Annotated in this window: 12 protein-coding genes; 10 read left to right on the forward strand and 2 right to left on the reverse strand. The window is 41.2% G+C overall.

Translation table 11 applies throughout. The features are described 5' to 3' along the window. Positions 1 to 83 precede the first annotated feature (83 nt). Genes LEP1GSC185_RS11195 through recD form a run of 3 tightly spaced genes read left to right on the forward strand, consistent with a single transcriptional unit; the run spans position 84 to position 8,915 of the window. Positions 84 to 3,485 (forward strand): exodeoxyribonuclease V subunit gamma, encoded by a 3,402-nt coding sequence (locus tag LEP1GSC185_RS11195; protein WP_008596854.1) that lies wholly within the window; start codon positions 84 to 86, stop codon positions 3,483 to 3,485. Beyond that, the gene (locus LEP1GSC185_RS11200; protein ID WP_008588857.1) at positions 3,472 to 7,131 is read left to right on the forward strand and encodes a UvrD-helicase domain-containing protein; all 3,660 of its coding nucleotides are present in this window, start codon (positions 3,472 to 3,474) and stop codon (positions 7,129 to 7,131) included. Before LEP1GSC185_RS11195 ends, LEP1GSC185_RS11200 begins: the two co-directional genes overlap by 14 nt. Further along, a complete protein-coding gene (recD, locus tag LEP1GSC185_RS11205; RefSeq protein WP_008589020.1) occupies positions 7,128 to 8,915 on the forward strand; it encodes an exodeoxyribonuclease V subunit alpha in 1,788 nt (595 codons plus the stop codon). Before LEP1GSC185_RS11200 ends, recD begins: the two co-directional genes overlap by 4 nt. Before the next feature lies 1 nt (position 8,916). On the opposite strand, the gene LEP1GSC185_RS11210 is transcribed toward recD, so the two are convergent. Together LEP1GSC185_RS11210 and LEP1GSC185_RS11215 are read right to left on the reverse strand one after the other, a co-directional pair. Continuing rightward, entirely contained in the window at positions 8,917 to 11,757 is a 2,841-nt protein-coding gene (locus LEP1GSC185_RS11210; RefSeq protein WP_008589194.1) for an adenylate/guanylate cyclase domain-containing protein, read from the reverse strand. A 72-nt stretch (positions 11,758 to 11,829) separates the two neighbouring features. Beyond that, the gene (locus LEP1GSC185_RS11215; RefSeq protein ID WP_008588927.1) at positions 11,830 to 12,306 is read right to left on the reverse strand and encodes an STAS domain-containing protein; all 477 of its coding nucleotides are present in this window, start codon (positions 12,304 to 12,306) and stop codon (positions 11,830 to 11,832) included. Between the two features lie 105 nt (positions 12,307 to 12,411). Between LEP1GSC185_RS11215 and LEP1GSC185_RS11220 the strand changes: the two genes are divergently transcribed. From LEP1GSC185_RS11220 to LEP1GSC185_RS11250, 7 genes are all read left to right on the forward strand, one after another. Further along, complete coding sequence (locus tag LEP1GSC185_RS11220; protein ID WP_008596802.1) at positions 12,412 to 14,298, forward strand: polysaccharide biosynthesis protein; 1,887 nt, start codon at positions 12,412 to 12,414, stop codon at positions 14,296 to 14,298. Then, a complete protein-coding gene (locus LEP1GSC185_RS11225) occupies positions 14,291 to 14,770 on the forward strand; it encodes a ClpXP protease specificity-enhancing factor SspB (protein ID WP_008589083.1) in 480 nt (159 codons plus the stop codon). The genes LEP1GSC185_RS11220 and LEP1GSC185_RS11225 overlap by 8 nt, the downstream gene beginning before the upstream one ends. Beyond that, positions 14,767 to 16,374, forward strand: coding sequence for a permease (locus LEP1GSC185_RS11230; RefSeq protein ID WP_008588906.1), 1,608 nt, complete (start codon positions 14,767 to 14,769; stop codon positions 16,372 to 16,374). The genes LEP1GSC185_RS11225 and LEP1GSC185_RS11230 overlap by 4 nt, the downstream gene beginning before the upstream one ends. A gap of 80 nt (positions 16,375 to 16,454) precedes the next feature. Next, positions 16,455 to 17,366 (forward strand): protease HtpX, encoded by a 912-nt coding sequence (htpX, locus tag LEP1GSC185_RS11235; RefSeq protein ID WP_008588985.1) that lies wholly within the window; start codon positions 16,455 to 16,457, stop codon positions 17,364 to 17,366. Positions 17,367 to 17,463: 97 nt separating this feature from the next. Then, entirely contained in the window at positions 17,464 to 17,997 is a 534-nt protein-coding gene (locus LEP1GSC185_RS11240; protein ID WP_010514444.1) for an adenine phosphoribosyltransferase, read from the forward strand. A 7-nt stretch (positions 17,998 to 18,004) separates the two neighbouring features. Beyond that, positions 18,005 to 19,465, forward strand: coding sequence for a S1C family serine protease (locus LEP1GSC185_RS11245; protein ID WP_008589276.1), 1,461 nt, complete (start codon positions 18,005 to 18,007; stop codon positions 19,463 to 19,465). Between the two features lie 3 nt (positions 19,466 to 19,468). Next, positions 19,469 to 20,995, forward strand: coding sequence for a S1C family serine protease (locus LEP1GSC185_RS11250; RefSeq protein WP_008588716.1), 1,527 nt, complete (start codon positions 19,469 to 19,471; stop codon positions 20,993 to 20,995). The last annotated feature ends 17 nt before the right edge of the window (positions 20,996 to 21,012 follow it).

Consider the following 21,012-nt stretch of genomic DNA (forward strand, 5'->3'; position numbering starts at 1 on the left):
TAGCCTCTAAGAGCTCCCCTCTCGGACCAAAACTTTGTTTTACCGGTCCGTAATTTCAGAATTTCTGGTAGAACCGATCTAAGATGAGCATACGAGTCCATAGTTCCGACGACCTTGCGGATTTGTCCGAAGCATTATCAACATCCTTGAGAGAAGAGATCTCTAGGCAGGAAGGACTGTATTCTCCGACGGTAATCATTCCGAATAAGAGTATGGAGACCTGGTTGAACCTGGATCTGGTCCAAAGATTCGGCGTAGTGTTCAATATCAGATTTTTGTTCTTGGAGAAGTTTTTGGAAGAACTGCTTCTCGAAAAGTTTTCACCAGAAATCGATCCAAAATCCAGGCCGTTTCTGCAGGGAGAGTCTCGAAAATTCCAGATCTACGAAACCTTGCTCAGAGATCAGGAATTTTTGCAAAAGTATCCTATCCTCAAAAATTATCTTTTGCCTTCCGGAAGAAAGACTCCGGATCCGGTTAGGCTTTTGGATCTTTCGGGACGTTTAGCGAAATATTTCAAAGACTATGAGCTGCATAGACAAGACTGGATTCGAAACTGGTTAGGAGAAAAATACTCACTTCTGCGATTACCTGGAGAAGATATCTGGGAAGAAGTCGCCACCCAGTCTGAAATTTTTTTCTTTCAGAAGGAACTCTATTCGTATCTTACAAATTCCGATCCATCCAAAGAAACTTTGATCCAATATTCTATGCGAAATCTTGGTTCGGAGCCAAAGGCAAAAAAACATTCCGCGAAGAATGTGTATCTATTCGCATTGTCCCAACTATCGAGTACATATATTTCCATTTTTCAAAATCTTCTTCCCGAGATCCGTTTAGAAGTTTTTCAATTCGGAGTACCTGACGGAGAGCAAGTCACCGGGACGGAAAGAGATCAGATCTGCAGAAACTGGGCGAACTCATTTCGCTCCTTAAAAAAATCCTGGGAGATCTCTGGAGCGGAATTTTCGCATTCAGTTAAAAAAGAAAAACGTACAAAGACGGTTTTATCCGAGTTCAAAGAATATCTTGGGCGATCGGAATATAAAGCCTCCTCTAGACTTATGCCGGACGAGAGCTTACAAATTTTAGAAGCCCCCGGAAAAGTCAGAGAAGTAGAAGCTGTATTTCATCATATTCTTTCCATCTTATCCGAATCTAAAGAAACTAAATTAACCGATTTTGGGATATTCTGTTCCGACCTTTCAGAATATAGAGCTGCCTTAGAATTTGTATTCGAAGGTGGAATACAGGCAAAACTTACGGAGAAGTCAGGCGGTTCTGTAAAAACATTACCTTATAGCATAAGAGATGTTCTCGCTTCGGAAACAAGCGCTTATATCGGCGGGATACTTTCCTTATTCCCACTACTCTCAAAAGAAAGATCCAGAGCGGATATTTTTAAACTACTTAGAAACACATGTTTTCAATCTAAATGGGAAATAGAACCGTCATGGGTAGAAGAATGGGCGGAAATTTCCGAAGATCTGGAATTATACCAAGACGATTCTTTGACAGAAGGCCAACCTCTTGCATTCTCTTTCCAAAAAGGTTTCGTACGTTTAGCAGCGGGGAATATATTATCCGCAGAAGAAGAGGAAAATCTTCCTGTCTCCCCTTTTGATCCAGGATCAGGTTCTACCGTATCTACATGGATAGGAATATGGAGACGTGTATCTTTTTTATTGGAAGAATTTTCGGTTCTGATTTCAGATCCTAAAATCTCAGGAGAAAAAATTTTAGATTCACTTTCGGATCTACTAATTGAGCTATTTTCCTCCTCTTCTTCCAGTCCGATCGAGGCGGAATTAGAGAAAAATATTATAGATTCATTATATGAATTAAGATCCGTGGATTGGGATCCAAAAAGTCCCAAGGATAGACTTAAATTTTTAGAGGCGTTCTTTAAACAGACAGGAGGAGAGATCCAAGTTCGAAAAGGACAATACCTAACCGGAGGAATTACGGTGTCTTCTCTGCAACCGATGCGCCCCATTCCTTTCCTACATGTATACATTTTAGGGTTGGGAGAAGGTTTATTCCCCGGAACGGATGATACCTCCGCGTTTAATTTAAGGCATTTAGCTCCCAGAGAAGGAGATATAAACGTAAGAGGTCTGAACCAGTCCTTATTATATGAAACGATCCTCTCCGCAAAACAAAGTTTGGTATTATCGTTCGTAGCGGAAGATATTACGAAAGATGAAAGTATTGCTCCTTCTTCATCCTTACTTTTACTTGAACAAGCCTTAAAGGAAAACGTGCTCCTTCCTGATACCTCCGTTCGGATCAAGATCCCTTTAAATAAACACAGCAAAGAATACTTTATACAAAAAGAAACCCCTTCTGCAAAATTTGCGGATAAGTTTCGTAAAAGTTTCGATCTTTCCTCTTCTCTACTTTATGGAAAAGAAGAAGATAAAGAAAATTACCGTAAAACAGTGCTCAAAAATTTCCAGTCCGGTTCATCCGTAAAAAAAGAAGTTCCGAATCCGGAGACTATAGACTGGAACGATCTCGTCCGGTTTGCAAAATCTCCGCTTTCTTATCATTTACAGAGAAGGTTCGGATTGTACTCGGAAGAAATTTCAGAATCGGAAAATGCAACCCAGGAGCCTTTCCGCATTTCGGATAATTTTAAATTTATAAAAGAGTTATGGTCTTATTCTATGAAGAAGACCGAAAAAGAACTCCAAAATTCCTTGAGTGGATTATTCTCAATTTGGGAGAAAAGAGGAAATATCCCGAGAGGAATTTACGGAGACGCCGAGTTTTTAACCAAATCGGAAAAGGTGGGTAAAATTTCAGAGGTAGTTTCCGAAATACTTTCAGAAGCGCAAATTTTGTCGGGACTAACTTTCGGAGAATCTACTAAAAAAGGGAATTTGTTGTCCCTGCCTACGATTCCATTAGAAATTTCGAATGGGATTAAGATCAAAATTAACGGTTTAAAAGAAGATGTCTTCCTAAAAAATGAGATCGACGGATCTTCTACGCTTGTCCTAGTATATCCGAACTCCAAGAAAAAGTTTAAGAACTTAATCGAACCGTTTTTGATCCAATCCTTGTTGGATTCGATCCCTTCTAAAGATACTCCTAGATCGGTAGTTGCAATTTTTGGGTATGGAGACAAGCCTACCATCATCGGTATGAATCGAGAAGGAGGAGAAGTATACCGTAAAAAATTCCTCTCAGATCTTGTGCATGAATTTTTAAAACAGACTATCTCATTAGTCTCTCCCGGCATCTGGGAAGATTTTCCGGATAGATCGGATATTGATCTAAACGATCCCAAAAGTCTAACTTTACTCTCACAAGAGTATAAAATCTGGGCCCAAGAATCCGTTCAGTACGATCCGGAAATATATTTGGATGATATCATCCGGCTTCTGCCCTATCCTCAAAATTATATAAGTGAAAATGATTTTTATCTCTGCTTAAAACTATACCATCCATTGGAGAAAGTTTTTTATGCAGAAAAGTAAAACTGAACAAGGGACAAATTCTTTCGCGGACCAGATCGATATTACTAAAAACGGTTTTATCGGCGCTTCTGCAGGTACAGGAAAAACACATACGATCGTATTTTTGGTCCTGAAAATATTGAAGGATTCATTTAAAAATTCTTTGGTTTCGGATAAAACTCCGTTCGGCGTGGAATCTATATTAGTACTTACTTATACGGATAAGGCGGCGTCCGAATTAAAAGGTAGAATACGTGCGGAATTAAAAAATACGATTCTCAGACTGGAAAAAATAGGATCCCCTAGCGAAGAAGAATCCAAAGAACTGGAATATTTTTTGAACCAAGCGTCTCGCTTAGACCAAGCTTATATTTCCACCATTCATGGATTTGCTCATAAAATCTTAAAAGAATATTCGTTGGAATCAGGTAGCTCCGAAAATTCTGAACTTATCGAAGAGTTTTCCGCAGTATCCAAGGCTTTATATAGAAGAATGCGTAATGAGTTCGGCGGAAAATACCCGAAAGAACTTTTACCTTTCATACTTTCTCAAGCAAATCGTTTTTATAATGACGGATTCCAAGGAACAACTTGGGAGAACTTCGTGTCCGGCCTTGCAGTAAAGAAGGTTTCTTCTCCTGATTCTATTCAACTTCTTCCCCGCCCTCAAAAATTTCCTGAGATCGTTTCTATCCGAAATGTATTTTTAGAAATCCAATCCATTCTCCCTAAATTTTTAGAATTTCAGGATTCATTTAAGAAGAAGATCAACGCGAATAAGTACAAGGCTCTTTTAGCTCGACAGGTCGAGTTTCAAGATTCTTTGAAAAAGCTCATCGATTCTTCAGAACCGTTCTCTCCCTTTCCGTTCACGCTTGCTCTCAAAAAGATCCTGGAGCTAAAAAGAGGAGAAAGTTCCGGTATAGAATCCATTCTCCTTTCGGATGAGGAACTAAAAACTGCGACTTCCGAATCTGGATATCTTTCTTATGCGTTAGAAAGGGAGAAGATCCGCAAACTTTCTTTAAGCTTACATGCTTTGGGGTCCTCTCTTTCTTCTTTTTTAGTTTCTCTTGCGGAAGATATCGCAGAAGACTCGATCAAGATCAAGGAGGAAGAGAATTCGATCACTTACGGAGATATGATCTTAGGGCTTTCCAATTCCTTGGAGAAAAACCCCGAGCTGGTTTCGGAATTAAAAAAACGTTTTCGTTTCGGGATCATAGACGAATTCCAGGATACCGACCCCGATCAATATAATATTTTTAGAATATTATTCCTAGAAAAATCTTCCGCTATCCAAACTGAAGGTAGACTTTTTCTGATCGGAGATGCAAAACAATCCATTTACGGTTTCAGGGGAGCGGACTTAGGCACTTACCTGACCGCCAAAAGAGAATTCGATACGGGGGGAAAATTTGCGGATTCCTCTATCGTTTATCCGGAATTGGACACAAATCGTAGATCTTTGCCGGAGCTAATTTCTTCCTACAACGCAATTTTCGGGAGTGAAAAGGGCGAATGGTTCCCCATAGGAGAAACAGGATTTTTACCGATAGAATACGTGAACGTAAAATCTCCGGATATTCCGGGAAAGGCGATTTTATATTCGGATAAAAGTAATCGTGCCTCTCTAAATGCCTTTTCTCTTTCCAAAGAAAGTAATGCGGATCGATTAAAAGACCAATATTCAAGATTTTTAGCGGAAGAGATCATCCATTTAGTTTCCGAAAAGTCGGAAATCTATATTAAAAAAGAAGGATACTCATCTCCTGAAAAACTGAGCTGGTCGGATATTGCGGTTTTAGTCCGAGGAGAAAACGATTCGGAATTCCTAAAAAGGCAATTTAAGGCAAGAGGTATCCCTTATACTTATCCCAAACAATCCGGATTATTCGGTTCACCCGAAACGATCCGAGTTAGAGAGATCCTACAATGTTTAAATGAGGAAGGAAGTAGGGACTCATTTTACAAATTATTAATATCCGATCTATTCTGTGTTCGCCCGGAAGATCTGAAAAACTATGAAGAATATCCGATAGAGTCCGGAGAAAAGAGACTTTTAGAGACTTGGCGGAAATTTTCCCGCAAAAAAGATTATCCGGGACTATTCGGATCGATTCTGACGGAAAGCAGATTAGCTTCTCCGCTTCCGCAGGAGACCAGACAGGATTGGGAAAGAAAGATCACAAATTTCAAACAGATATTCTTCTTCTTAACCGAAAAGGCTTCAAAATCGGATCAGACCTTAGGAGAACTAATTACTTATCTGGAATCTAAGATGATATCCAAAGAGGATGAAAAAGACTATCTGGAAAAAGATTCGGAAGAAGATCGAGTCAAAATTTTTACGATCCATTCCTGTAAAGGTTTAGAATTTCCGATCGTGTTTTTATTCGGCGGATTTTCAGGCTGGGGAACACAAAGAAAAAAATTCTCCGAATATAGAGAAGGCGAAAAACGTATTATAGATCTGGAAAATAATAAGGAAGAGGACGCAGTCGTTAATACGATCAACGAAGACAAAAGATTATACTACGTTGCTTTGACTAGGGCAATGTACAAATTTTATTTTCCATTACTTGCGGAGCCGGACCCTAAACGTCCTTTGGAATTATTCAGAAAATCTTTTCATGCGTCGATGTCCGAATTCCCGACCTTATCTTCGGTGGCCAGATTTTGGGAAAATGAAGAAGGAAAATACGAACAGGAATGGATCAGAGATCATAAAACAATCTCCGGACTAACTACCAATCCGATAAAAGAAGAAGGTCCTGAAATTTTACGTTCCGTTGAAATTTGGCCGGACAAAGCGGAAAAACGAAAGATCATCCTAGAAAGTTATTCTTCTTTGGACTCGTTTTTTACTTCGGAAGGTTTCGGATTTCAAGTTTCCGAAACAAAATCGTTCAAAACGGATGAGACATCCGAGGAATCCAAAGAGGAAGAACTCCCATCTTCCAATAAAATGGGGAATCTACTTCATCAGCTTTTAGAAACCGAAGATTTTAACGTTTATAAAAATGCAAAATCTGCGAAACAAATCCCGGAGATCGTCTTAAGATCGTATAAGAATATTCTAAAGTCTTACGGATACGGAAATACCTCGGAACAATTGGGATCATTCGCAAATAGAATTTCAGAACTATTTTGGAACACTCTTAAAACTCCCCTATCACATTCGGAAAAAAATATTTCTCTTTCGGAAATTTCTTCTTCGGAGAGAAAACATGAGGTAGATTTCTTTCTGAAAATCCCTGAACAAACCGGAGTTTCAGATTTATTAAAGGGAACTTTGGATCTAATATTCCTTTCGGAGGGAAAATATTGGATCTTAGATTGGAAGTCCAACCTTCTCTCTTCTAATTTCGGAGAAGATCCTTATTCGGAAACTCATCTGAAAGAAAAAATACGGGAATCCTATTCTTTGCAGTTAGCAATTTATTCCGTGGTTTTGGACGATTGGCTCAAATTCAAATACGGAAAAGAATATGATCCTATACTTTTAGGCGGAATGTATTTCGTATTCCTCCGAGGAACGGATCCAAATCGACCGGGAAGAGGTATTTTTTACCAAAACATAGATACAGAATTCGTAAAAGTTTCTAAAGAAAAAATACAGGAAACCTTGGATCTAAAAAACAGAATTTCGGCGGAAAAAGAATGAAAGAAGAATCCCTCGAAAACATTTTAGACCAAGAATACGCTAGTTTTTTGACTAAGGAATTTTTAACGTACGCAAAAGGAACTCAGTACGAAGTTCTATTTTCCTGGAATCTTTCTTTGATCCAAGCGTCTAAAACAGGAAATCTTGCAATTCCATTCTCCGAAAAAGGCCCGATCTCGGATATTTTATTCAAAAGAAGGGACAATCTATTATATTTTTCTAAAGTTTTCTCTCAGCTAACCACAGTGGAAAATGGTTTCGGGAATTTACTTAAAACCGGCACGGCAACTAAACCTGAAAAAATACAGGAAGTCCTAAAAGAACTCATCTCCACCAATCCCCTTTCTATTAAAAAAGGAGGTAAAGAATACGTACTTTGCGGAGAAGGAGAACAAAAAGATGCCTTAGAAAAAGCTCTAAGTCATCCGTTCTTTGTTCTTACTGGCGGACCGGGGACCGGAAAAACGACTGTAGTTGCAAATGTGATCCGGGGACTTTTGCGTTTAGGTTACGATCTAAAACAGATCGGACTTGCGGCCCCCACAGGAAGAGCGGCGCAAAGATTAAAAGAATCTCTAGAGAATACGATCTCGAACCTCCGTACAAAAAACAAATTGGATGATTCCATTTCAGAGATCCCGACTTCCACATTGCATAGGCTTTTGGAATACAATCCTAGAAAGAGAAAGTATAAATACGGTAAAAATTTCCCTCTCCCCTATAGAGTGATCATCTTGGACGAGGTGTCTATGGTGGATCTGCACATGATGTATAGATTGATGGAAGCATTACCATTGGGCTTGGAAAATTTCAGATTTATACTTTTAGGAGATCCGAACCAGTTGCCTAGTGTGGAAGCTGGAGCGATCCTTTCGGATCTAGTCATATCCTTAAAAAAACTAAATTCTGAAAACCTAATAGAATTAAAAACAAGTCATAGACAAGAGGAAGAATTTTCTTCTATCTCCAAAGCGGCTGAAATTTGTGTAAAAGATAATATCTCTTTGTCGGAATTCCAGAAAAATCTCCCGAAATCCCTGCACATAGACTCCGTTTTCCTAGGTCCATCAAAAGAAGATCTAAAAGGTTTTTATCAGATTAGATTGGATTACAAAAAAGAATGGAAAGAATTCTTAAAAAGGACCGCGGAAGAAAAGATCCTGCCCATATTTTCCAAACTTCCCAATCCAAATTCTCCCAAAGAATTAAAAGAATACCTAAACAAAGATCTAAATCGATTTAAAATACTTACAATTTTACGAAATGGGATTTTCGGAAGCGAGTTCATCAACAAAGAACTGACTGAATTGATCCTTCATCATAAAAAAGGAAATCTAGTACAGATCGGGACTAAAACGTATTTTTCAGGATTACCTATACTTATCACAAAAAACGATAGAGTGAGAGGTGTTTATAACGGAGATACAGGTCTCGTTTTAGAAGTCCAAACTCCGAACGGCGGAAGTGAATTAAGAGCATTATTCTTTATAGAAGGAGAGATCCGAGACTTTGCGTTGGATACTCTTCCTCCTCATGAACCTGCATTTGCGATCACGGTGCATAAGTCCCAAGGCTCGGAATATGATTCTGTTTTTATAATATATCCTCCGGATCCGGTCGAACCGGACACTGCAGAAGTCTCCTTGGAATTGTTCAAAAAGGAAATTTTATATACTGCGATCACTAGAGCAAAACGATCTGCGTTTTTGGTTTCGGAAGAAAAACTTTTAGAATATTCTCTCCGAAACCGTTTTGAACGATTGACCGGTTTTAAACTAGGCTAATCTACTTATGATCTCTGGTATATACTCCGTCCCAAGATGTCGGAGGCGGTGTTTTTTTATATTCATTGCATCTTTCTACAAGTAAATGCACCGCCTTATCTTCCTTACCTTTCGCTTTCTCGGATTCTTTGAATTTTTTAACGGCGGCGTCCCATTTGCGGTCCAAATACAACGCTAAACCTTCTTCATATAGACCGACGATCTCTTTTTTGGCGGAAGCGACACCTTTCAATTCTGAGATAGCCTCATATAAGATTACAGGCTCATTCTTACCTTTCACTCGGACTAAATCCAATTTTCTTGTAAAAATAGAATCCTTAATCTCGGAATGGACCGAATCCGAAACTAAAATGGAAACTCCATAATCTTTACCCGCAGCTTCCAAACGAGCCGCAAGATTTACCGTGTCCCCCATCATAGTATATGACGCGAGTGCGTCGGTCCCCATAAATCCGACTTTTGCAAGTCCGGTATTCAGACCGATCCGGATCTGCATGTCCCTTGCATCCGGAATATATTTTTGACCCTTCTTCCAACCGGATCGTAACTCTTCTAGTTTCTCCAACATTTTGATGGAGGCACGAGTCGCTTTCAAACAATGACCTTCCACATCTACAGGCGCGTTAAAAATTCCCACGATTGCATCCCCGATGTACTTATCCAAAACTCCATCGTGTTCTTTTAAGATCAGAGTCATTGCGGAAAGATACTCGTTCAGAAGTTCGGACAATTCTACGGAACTTAACTTTTCACTAATATTAGAAAACCCTGCTACATCTGAGAAAAATGCAGTTACTCTTTTTTCGGTACCTCTTTTGAGAGCTGCAAGATCCTTCATAGCCTCGCCGATCACGACAGGGTCGATCATACTTCCTAGGATACCTTTGATCTTTTCCCTTTCTCGAAGCCCTGTCACCATTTGGTTGAGAGCGACGGAAAGATTCCCGAATTCGTCGCTTCCACCTTGCTCGAATTCTACGTTCAGATTTCCCTTTCCTACTTGTTCCGCATTTCGAATGAGACGTTTGATCTTTTGGACCACAAAGCCCGAGATGAACACAGCTAAGAAAATGGAAAATCCGCAGATACCCAATGCGGAAAGTACCGCTCTGTCCCTGTTGCGGCGAATGGATTCCAAACCTTCCGTTCTATCCACTACGGTTCGGATCACTCCGGAAAAATTAGAAGCTAATACAACTGTAGGAAGATCATCCGACGTTTCTGAAATTAAAGGTGTCGCATCTAATTTCCAAAGGATCTGTTCTGCTTCCGTTCTACTGTTCCCGATAATCCCATCCGGAAAGAGAGCCTTTAATTTTGCAGTAGGGGTTTCACTTTCCCCTGAATAGATCCATTCTCTGATTGCATTCCAACGCTTTTGGAAAATTTCCTTTCCTTCTTCCGATTGCACCGATCTACCGTAGTCTGAACCGTCCGGTCTGAACCTAAGTAAGATTTGATCTTCCAATGCGGAATCCCTGATAGAACCGAAAGATTCTACTTCTAGTTCTTCCTCTTCTTTAGGAGGATTGTTCCTTAAATATGTAGCGTATAATAAATTTCTCTTACGAACAAGAGCGGCGTATTGTGTATATTGGGTTTTAAAATCTTTGTCCTTAAAAGGAGGAACGGGAGGCTTTTTCTCTTTTAGAGCTTTCAACCTTGCTTCTAAAATAGGAGTGATTTTAGAAAGTTCCGATAAGATTTCCTGTTCTTCTCTTAAATAATTGGTCCAAGGACCTAGAGTGTTTCTCCTAGATTCCAAAAGTTTAGCTCTTTCGGTAGATGCAGGATTTCTAAAATGGGGAGAATACAAAGCCTGTAATTCTAAACCGTTTTGTTGGAAAGAAGTAGGACGGATCTCTCCTAAAACTCCTGCTCCTTCTAAAAGGGAACTGAGTGCGGATTTTAAACCTTCTTCCAAGTTCTCCTCCATAGGAGCCTGGTTGAGAGAAGATTCGGAATCGAAAATTTTAGTATCTAATGTCGGCTCGGAAGCTTCTCCCGGAATGATCCCTGAAACAGGAAATGTTTGGATCCTGAATCTGCCTGTATCTAATCCTAATTCTTTGATCTTTCTCTTTTTGGAATCCGCAAGAATAGCGACTATACTCTCATCCAGATCGGATCTGAGTTTTCTAGCTAAAAGAGATTTTTTGCGAAGTTCTTCTTCTGCTGCGGAAATCTCGGTTTGGTCCGGTTTTTCCTGATTTTCTTTTAATTCGCCTAGACGTTTTCTGATTTGGTTCGCTTCTCTATCCGCAAATACGAATTTTTTAGCCATTGCCTGGAGGCGCGCAAATTCTTTGTCGCTAACTACCCCATCACCACCGTGTTGGAGCTGGGTTCGGATGTTTTTTTCTAGAACCTGTATATCATCTTTGGAAAGATAAGCGGAATAATACGTATCCAAAGTTTTTCGGACCGTATTCTTTCCCAAGGCTCCGAACAAGCTGGTCTTGATCCCGAAAAAGGAAACTTTCTTTTCCTGAACTACCGTCTTAGTCGTTTTATATTTTTTTAATGCTTCTGTCTGCTTACTTACCCGGTCCCGAAATTCCTCGATCCGGATCAAACTTTGGGAGATATTGTCCAATTCTAGAACGAGAGAAGAGATATATTTTCTAGAAATCGCGGCTTCTCTGTCGTAACTGTCGGTAAGGATCTCGGTTTGTTGCCTTACATAAATGAAGGAAAGGATTAAAATAGTGAGAACGATCAGACTTCCGGTAAACCAGGCGAGTTTTGCTCGAATTCCTGAATAAAATAGTCTCGGAAGAACTAGAGTAAGATCTAAGATTTTTTGCCCGAAACTCTGATTGTGCGAAGTCTGTGTACCCATATAATAGTAACAGCGCCAGTCGGAATTTTTTCTGGCAAGCCTATAAAATTTGGAAATTTATTTCGGAATGGGTTAGAATAATTTTTCGTAACTTGCTGTTCTATAGTCTGCGGTCAGGTAGAAGGTATGGGAACAAGACGGACATCGATAGTTTCCTTTCCCCTGCACTCTCAATATCTGAAGACAAGCCGGACAAGTCGTAGTACTTTCGTTAGGTTCGAAGCTCGGATCTGCATTTTGCCCGGAGACTAGATAATATTTCGCTTCTTCTCTGGTTTTGAAATATGGGATTTTTTCTCGGAGCCCCAGGCGATTCCAATCTCCCATCAGACTTTCCGACAATCCGCAGGCTGCATATTTGGAATTCAAATGAGTGAGAGAAGAATTTTTGAGAGAAAGCAAACCGCTCTCTTCCCAGACTTGGAGGTCTCTGGCATCCAGTAGAATTCTGTGGGGCTCGCTTCGAAGTAAAGGATCCGTTTTTTCTCGGAAAGTGTTCCCGAGTATCGAATCCAGTTTGCCTTGTAAATTGACGATCAATTCTTTCACTAGAATAAAAGCCCTTTAAAGTTTCGAATCAGATCGGGTTTTTAAGCAACCTAAAAAACTCAAAAAGATTGGACTTTTCCTCACCTGCGACATTTTTTTTACTTAATGGGTCAATGGAATCGTCGAAGCCTTCTTTTCCCTTTGGATTTAAGCTTCATGATCCTCTCCTATTTTTTAGCCCACCTGATCCGTTTCGAATCCACTGCATTTCTGCAGGAGCCTAACGACTTTTTTATTCCTCTACTCATCGTAGTAGCTTGTCGTTCTTTTGTATTTCTATTTTCGAATATTTACAGATCGATTTGGGCCTACGCTTCCATACACGATCTGGTGGAAATTATTAAAACCACTATTCTTTCGTCGCTGATCTCGAATACCGCACTACTATTCTATAACGGATTCGAACATCTTTCCAGAATGATCCCTGTGATAGATACACTTCTTCTTTTGGGATTTTTGTGCATACGTAGTCTATCCTGGAGATTAGTGAGAGACCAGTACATTCTACGCAAAAAACAAGGGGATGGAATTCCAACACTCATTCTAGGCGCCGGAAAAACGGGTGCAACTCTTCTCACAGAGTTGCGAAGGCATAATGATCTGAACCTTCTTCCTTTAGGCCTTCTGGACGATGACGAATCCAAACTAGGCGCTCATATCCAGGGTGTGCCGGTCCTCGGAAAAATTGACCAGGCAGAATCGCTGATCCGCTCTTTAGAGATCAAAAAAGTATTGATTGCGTTTAGCAATCCGGACGGAAAGCAGATCGGCAAACTCATCAAAAGTTTTGAATCGGAGAATGTGGATTTTAAGATCCTTCCCTCCTTAGGTTCTTTATTTTTTGATCCGCCCAAAGTACAACAATTAAGAGAAATCCGGGTAGAAGACGTACTTGGTCGTCCGGTTGTAGACTTAGAAATAGAATCCATTCGTTCTTATATTGCAGGTAAAACTGTGCTCATCACCGGAGCCGGCGGTTCTATCGGTAGTGAATTATGCAGGCAGGTCGCGGTATTTAATCCTGCAAAAATGATCCTACTTGATTCTGCAGAAACTCCTCTTTATGAGATAGATTACGAACTCAGGAAAGTTTTCAAAGACAGCGGGATCCAATTCAGAGCGGTGATCGCAGATATTAAAAATCCGTTGAGGATAAGCTCAGTTTTTGAAACGGATCGTCCGCAAGTAGTATTCCATTCTGCTGCTTACAAACACGTACCTATGATGGAGATCAATCCATCCGAAGCGGTCTTAAATAATGTACTCGGGACTAAGAACTTAGCTGATATTTCTAGACATTACGGAACAGAACGTTTTGTTTTAATTTCCACAGATAAGGCAGTCAATCCTGTAAACATTATGGGAGCTTCTAAGAGAGTTGCAGAGTTGTATCTGCAGGCGATCTCTCAAGGCACCAAAACAAAGTTTATCACTGTAAGATTCGGTAATGTGTTAGGTTCCAGCGGTTCGGTCATTCCTAGATTCAGAGAGCAGATCAGCAATGGTGGTCCTGTAACCGTTACCCATCCGGATATTATCCGCTATTTTATGACAATCCCAGAGGCGACACAATTGGTTTTGCAAGCGGCTGCTATGGGAGAGAAGGAAGAAATTTTTCTCTTAGATATGGGAGAACCGATCCGGATCTTAAATCTTGCGGAAGATATGATCCGACTTTCCGGTTTCAGGCCTTACACTGATATTCCAATCGTATTCACAGGTTTAAGACCCGGAGAAAAACTTTTCGAAGAACTGCTGTTAGATCTAGAAGGGATCAAAAAAACGCACCATCCTAAAATCAGGATTGCAGCCCCCTTAGAGGAAGGAGATCCTAGCAGCTTCCAGGCTAGATTTAACGCGTTATTAGAAGCGGCAAAATCGGATCGAGAAGAAGAGATTTTCTCTTCTTTTAAGGCGCTCGTGCCTGAATACAAAATGCACAAAGAATATATCAGCGAGGAGACCTCGCGTAAGTTGAAAAACGATGGATAGTCCGAATTTAGAAGACATACAGGCACTTCGAGAATTCAAAAAACAACTCTTCTCAGTTTACTGGGAAAGGTTCGGCACCTTCTACGTGCACGTCATGCCTCACCCCGATCTAAAGATCGGAAAAAGAGGACTCGTAGGAGATGAGCCAGAGTCAGGTATCATCCTAGTCATTGGGCCCCGCGCCGCAAGAGACATCAGAATAGAAGAAGAATGGGTCTACGCAGAACTACAGTTCGGCTATACCTGGGAAGAAGTCTTCTTACCCTGGGACGGAATTTTCAGATATTTCGACAAGTCCCAGCAAACAGTCACTCAAATGAGAATTTATTTAGGTAAACCGGACATCCCTCCTAAAAAAGAGGAAACTTCTTCAGCGGATACCAAGGAAGAAGTTTCCGATCTAGGATCCGGATCTTCAAAACGAAAAGATAATGTAATCCAAGTAGACTTCGGGAGTAAGACAAAGAAATGAGCAAATACAAATGGTTTGTTGCCGGGGACCTGGATGGATTCTTCGGCCTGATGATCGATAACCTGATCCAAATTTTGGTTTTGGTAGCTTTGTGTATTGGCTTTTGCGGAATGCCTCAGGATTTCGTATTTAGAGTAGTGATCCCAGGAGCTGCGATCTCTCTTTTGGTCGGAAATCTTTTCTATGCTTGGCAAGCAAGACAACTTGCACTTGCCGAAAACAGAAGTGATGTCACCGCATTACCTTATGGGATCAATACCGTTTCCTTATTCGCATTCGTCTTTTTCGTAATGTTCCCGGTGTATCAAAAAACGAATAGTTATAAAGCAGCTTGGTCTATCGGACTTCTTGCAAGTTTTGTATCCGGTTTGATCGAATTTTTCGGAGCATTCGTTGCGGAGAAGATCCGTAAGGCAACTCCAAGAGCAGCGCTTCTTTCTGCGTTAGCCGGGATTGCTCTTACATTCATCTCCATGGACTTTTTGGTCCGTACATTCTTAAATCCTCTTGTCGCTTTCGTTCCGTTCGGAATTATTCTTTTGCAATATTTCGGAAGAGTGGTTTTTCCATTTAAGATCCCAGGTGGGCTCATCTCAGTCATCGTAGGGACATTGCTCGCATGGTATCTTCCCCATATCACCGGAAAACAAATGATGGATGGAGCTGCGTTACACTCCTCGATCGACTTTGGATTTAATTTCCCGGTTTGGAGCGGCGGAGATCTATTCGAAGCCTGGAGCCAGATCGGGATCAGAGAATATCTGTCAGTGATCTTACCGATGGGAATATTTAACGTAATCGGTTCCTTGCAGAACATAGAATCAGCGGAAGCTGCGGGAGATAAATATAACACCAGAAATTCTCTTATGATGAACGGTGTAGGAACAATCGTAGGCTCTTTGTTTGGATCCCCTTTCCCGACCACAATTTATATCGGGCATCCAGGTTGGAAATCTCTCGGAGCTAGATCCGGTTATTCCAGCTTGAACGGTATCTTTATGACTTTGATCGCGTTCTTCGGTTTGGTCAGTTTTGTATGCGCTCTCATCCCTGTGGAAGCCGGCATGGCAATCGTACTTTGGATCGGTATCGTGATCGGTGCACAAGCATTCGAAGCTACACCTACTAGACACGCACCTGCGGTCGTACTTGGACTTCTTCCCGCTCTTGCCGGTTGGGGAGTTTTGATGATCCAAAGCGCATTCAATTATGCGGCTCCCATTCTTTCAAAAGCGATAGAAGGAACCGAGGCTGCTTCTAAAACCCAAAACATCTGGCTTTCTTCCGTGCCGTTAGATCAGCCTATTTTCCCGTATTCTTTAGGCGGACTTTTGAGTCTATCTCAGGGATTTTTACTTTCTTCTATGGTTTGGGCCGCGATCGCAACATTTGTGATCGATAGAGATTTTAAAAAGGCGATCATTGCTAGTTTGATCGGTGCATTTCTTGCTGGGACAGGGTTTATACATTCTTATTCCTTGGCCGGAAACGCAATTTTGAACTCTTTTCAGCTAAATTTGGGTCCATTCGTATGGGCATATTTGTTTCTTGCAGGACTTTTTCTTCTCGCTTCTTTCTTAAAGAAGGAACCAAGAGCGGTCTAATTAGTACCGGAATTTAGAAGACCGGCGGGCACGGAGTTACCGAGGCCTAAAAAACTTCTAAAAAGGAGAACTGTTCGCCTATGGCGCTTTTTCGCAGATTTGGATTATTCGCACTTACTAATATCGCGGTAATCTTCACGATCGGATTGATACTCAGACTTACCGGGCTAGATGTATATTTAGCTAAATCCGGAGTACCTTACGCTACTACCCTTCTATTCGCTGCAATCTGGGGTATGGGAGGCGCATTCATTTCATTGCTGCTTTCCAAGTTTATGGTAAAGGCCTCTATGGGAGTCCAGATAGTCGATCCTAGAAACGCTTCCGGATGGCAAAGAGATCTTTTAACTAGAGTGCAAAGATTGGCTTCCGCTGCAGGACTTCCTATGCCGGAAGTCGGATACTACGAATCTCCTGAGATCAACGCATTCGCAACAGGTCCTAGCAGAAATAGCGCATTAGTCGCCGTATCTACCGGACTTTTGAACGGAATGGATAGCGAAGAGTTGGATGGAGTTTTAGGACACGAGCTTTCCCACGTAGCCAATGGAGATATGGTAACCATGACATTGGTACAGGGAGTGATCAACTCATTCGTGATCTTCTTTTCTTGGATCGTAAGTAAAGTGATCGTTTCTCAATTGAATCGTAACGATGACAGAGGATCTAGCGGCGGATTCTTTATGGAGTTCATGATCAGACAACTTCTTATGGTAGTTTTCGGACTCTTGGGTTCCATAGTAGTTGCCTATGTTTCCAGAGCCAGAGAGTTCCGCGCCGATGCAGGCGGAGCAAAATTGGCGGGAAGATCTAGCATGATTGCCGCTTTGGAAAGATTGAAAGTAGCTTTCACAAGAGATCCAATCGATCAGAGAGGAGAAACTATCGCCGCTCTGAAAATTTCCAATAGGGCTGGGGGACTCGCATCCTTATTTGCAACCCACCCTCCTCTAGAAGAAAGAATTGCTGCTCTTAGAGCAAAAGCATACTAATCTAAATTAGCGGCCTCCTTTTCCTGAGGCCGCTCTATTCCTATTGAAAAAAGAATTGTTTGTTCCTTTCCCGAAAGTGGAATTGGACTTCGAGCCCATGTCCATAGTTAAAAGTAAAATTCGCACGATCCCGGATTATCCCCGCAAAGGAATCCTATTCAGAGACATCACTTCCCTATTATTAGATCCGGAAGGATTAGCTCTTACCATAGGTACTTTTGTGGACCGGTACACAGGCAAAGGAATCACTAAAGTTGCCGGAATCGAAGCCAGAGGTTTTATCATTGGTGCGCCTCTTGCATTCCAACTAGGAGTCGGATTCATTCCGATCCGTAAAAAAGGAAAACTTCCTTCCGAAACAGTTTCCCAAGAATACGATCTAGAATATGGAAAAGATGTGATCGAAATACATAAAGATTCCGTATTTCCGGGAGATAGGATCCTGCTCATGGACGATCTGATCGCAACAGGCGGGACCATGATCGCAGCGGTTCAACTATTGCAAAAACTAGGCGCAGAAGTTCCCGAAGTGGGAGTCATCATAGACCTTCCGGATCTGGGCGGAGCTACTAAATTAAACAAAGACTTAGGTGTAAACGTATTCTCTATTTGTGAATTCGAAGGACATTAAGAATCTCATGCAGATCCTGAAATCCGGTCTGATTGTACTAGTATTTTCCCTTCAGTTACCTCTTTTTTCGGAAGAAAGAAGCGATTTCGATCATGTGCGAAAAGCAGTCGTACAGATCAAAGTATATTCCCAAGCATTCAGCGCCTTTACTCCTTGGGCAACAGACGGGGTTCGAGCGAGTTCCGGAACAGGATTTTTGATCGGGAACAAAAGAATATTAACAAATGCTCATGTGATCTCAAACGCAAAGTACATCCAAGTACAGAGATACAACCAAACGGAATGGTACAGAGTTAAGGTCCTACATGTGGCACACGACTGCGATCTAGCGGTATTAGAAGCTGAAGATCCTGAATTTTACAAGGATTCCACCGATCTAAACTTGGGAGAGATCCCGGAACTCAACTCTTCTCTCATCGTTGTAGGATATCCGATCGGAGGAAATAAGGTCTCCGTAACCAGAGGGATCGTTTCCAGAAAAGAACAATCCAAATACGAACATTCTTCCGTAGACAGCCACTTAGTTTTGCAAGTAGATGCTGCTATCAACCCTGGGAACTCGGGAGGACCGGCCATCCAAAATAATAAGGTGGTGGGAGTCGCTTTCCAAGTCGCTACCAAAGGGGAGAATATTGGCTATCTCATCCCTACAAAGGTAATCCGTCATTTTCTTAAGGATATAGAAGACGGAAGATATGACGGTTACGTAGAGCTCGGGATCGGAACATTCAATTCTTTTAATACTTCTCTCAGAAAGTCGAAAGGTATCCCCGACGGCTTGGAGGGAGTATTCGTTACCCGCATCCTTCCGAACGGTTCCGCAGACGGATATCTAAAAGAGGGAGATTATCTTACGGAGATAGACGGTCTTACAATCGGAAGGAACGGGACCATAACCTTGGACAAGGATGCCAGGGTAGATTTCACGGAAACCGTGGATGATAAATATTCCGGAGAACCGATCCGATTCAAAGTATTTCGTAACGGCAAATTGATCGATGTGGAATTCAAAGCCAAAAGGATGCCTGATTTCGATTTTATGAGAAACAGGTATGATACTCCTTTTGATTATTCCATGATAGGTGGATTATTGTTCCAAGAAATGTCCAGAGATCTTCTTGGAGCCTGGAGCAGAAGCGGGAACACTTCCGGCGGTAGCCAGTTCTTATACAGATACGATTATTTTATAGAAGATGGAATAGGCAGGACCAAAAAAGCAGATGTGGTCTTGTACAGAAAACTCGCACATCCGGTAAATTCTTCCTCCGACTATTTTCTAAATCTTGTTTTGGAATCTGTGAATGGAGAAGCCATTAATAGCCTTGCGGACCTGAAACGGATTATTTCAGGATCCAAGTCCAAATTCCTAAAATTAAAATTTTTGAATATAGACCTTCCATTGATCTTGGACAGGGACGAGGCTCAAAAAGCGGATTCCCAGATCAGAAGCACCTACGGTTTGGAGTAATAAGTGAAATCCAAGATCCTTCTCGTCATTATCAGTATTAGTGTTTTTACTTCCGGAGTATCCGCCAAAAAACCGAAACCTTCTCCTAAAACGGTTTCGAACGGTATAGCCTCCCAAGCAAAAGCGGAAGAAGAATATAAAAAGAGTATAGTACAAGTAAAGATCTCCTACCAAGAACCTGATTATTTCAATCCTTGGAAAAAGAAAAACCCGAAGGTAAGAAGAGGCGTAGGGATCGTAGTCCCAGGCGAAAAGATCCTATTACCCGCACATTTACTCGCCCACTCCACATTGATAGAAGTCAAAAAACATTCTTCTTATTCTGAGACAAAGGCGACTGTTTCAAGACAAGATTCGGAATCCGACCTCGCTTTATTAAAAATAGAAGAAGAGGACTTCTTCAAGGATCTGGTCCCTTTTGAATTCCAAAAAGAGATAGATTATCCTAGGCAGGTTTCCATCTACCAATTGGACAATTCCGGTTCTATACAATCCGCATCCGGCGCACTGATCAGCATGGACCTGGACCAATATCCCCAAGGAATGGTAGAACTCCCGGTATTGGATGTAAACTCCACTGAAACATTAAACGGAAACGGAGAAGTTCTATTAGAAAAAGGGAAAGTAAGCGGAATACTGTTCGACTTCTCAGGAGATAAAAACTCAGGCAGAGCAATTCCTTCTTTTTTGATCGGCAAATTTTTAGGAAATTTCGGTAAAACGGAGATCCCTTTTAAAGGTTTTCGTTATAGGCCTATTATGGACAAGGCCACTAAGGACTATTATTCCCTTAAAACAAAAGACCAAGGGATATTAGTAGCTGAGATCCTGCCAGATAGTTCAGCGGATGGAATATTAAAGATCGGCGATGTGATCCTTGAGTTTGGCGGCAAAAAAATTGACTCCAAAGGATATTTCCAACATCCTAAATATGGTAAACAAGTCCTATCCTACATAGCTCATTTAGGAGACGAATTCGGTTACCAGATCGGCAAACAGATACCTGTCAAGATCATCCGATCCGGCAAAGAAGAAGAAGTACAACTTACTCTAAAACCGTTTCCCTATTCTTCTATTCGTATCCCCCATAGGAACCTAGGATCCAAATCGGAATACTATTTTGACGGAGGTTTCCTGTTTGTGGAACTTTCGGAAGGTTACCTTTTGGAATGGGGAAAAGATTGGAGATCTAAAGTAGATCGCAAACTTTTATACACTTTCGATTATTATAAATTCAGTACTGGCAACAAAAAAGAAGGTAGATTCGTATTACTTTCCCAAGTCATTCCGGATGAGTCTAACCAGGGTTATCATGATGTTTCCGGAAGGCTGGTAGATAAAGTAAACGGCAAACCTGTTCGATCGATCCAAGATATATCTAACGAAGTGAAATTATCCGACTCCAGGTATATTACGATTTTATTGGATGATGGAACGGATGTCGTTTTAGATAAAGAAAGCTTAACTTCCGCAAATCAAAGGATCCAAAAAGAATATAGGATCCCTAAGTCCTCTATGGGACCTCGTTAAAAGAGTAAGCTTTTTTC

Origin of the sequence: Leptospira licerasiae serovar Varillal str. VAR 010 (assembly GCF_000244755.1) — a bacterium.
Classification (GTDB): domain Bacteria; phylum Spirochaetota; class Leptospiria; order Leptospirales; family Leptospiraceae; genus Leptospira_B; species Leptospira_B licerasiae.

Coding starts and splice junctions, on each gene's coding strand:
- LEP1GSC185_RS11245 (WP_008589276.1), top strand. CDS start 18,005: ATGCAGATCCTGAAATCCGGTCTGATTGTACTAGTATTTTCCCTTCAG.
- LEP1GSC185_RS11200 (WP_008588857.1), top strand. CDS start 3,472: ATGCAGAAAAGTAAAACTGAACAAGGGACAAATTCTTTCGCGGACCAG.
- LEP1GSC185_RS11210 (WP_008589194.1), bottom strand. CDS start 11,757: ATGGGTACACAGACTTCGCACAATCAGAGTTTCGGGCAAAAAATCTTA.
- LEP1GSC185_RS11220 (WP_008596802.1), top strand. CDS start 12,412: ATGGGTCAATGGAATCGTCGAAGCCTTCTTTTCCCTTTGGATTTAAGC.
- recD (WP_008589020.1), top strand. CDS start 7,128: ATGAAAGAAGAATCCCTCGAAAACATTTTAGACCAAGAATACGCTAGT.
- LEP1GSC185_RS11230 (WP_008588906.1), top strand. CDS start 14,767: ATGAGCAAATACAAATGGTTTGTTGCCGGGGACCTGGATGGATTCTTC.
- LEP1GSC185_RS11195 (WP_008596854.1), top strand. CDS start 84: ATGAGCATACGAGTCCATAGTTCCGACGACCTTGCGGATTTGTCCGAA.
- LEP1GSC185_RS11225 (WP_008589083.1), top strand. CDS start 14,291: ATGGATAGTCCGAATTTAGAAGACATACAGGCACTTCGAGAATTCAAA.
- LEP1GSC185_RS11240 (WP_010514444.1), top strand. CDS start 17,464: ATGTCCATAGTTAAAAGTAAAATTCGCACGATCCCGGATTATCCCCGC.
- htpX (WP_008588985.1), top strand. CDS start 16,455: ATGGCGCTTTTTCGCAGATTTGGATTATTCGCACTTACTAATATCGCG.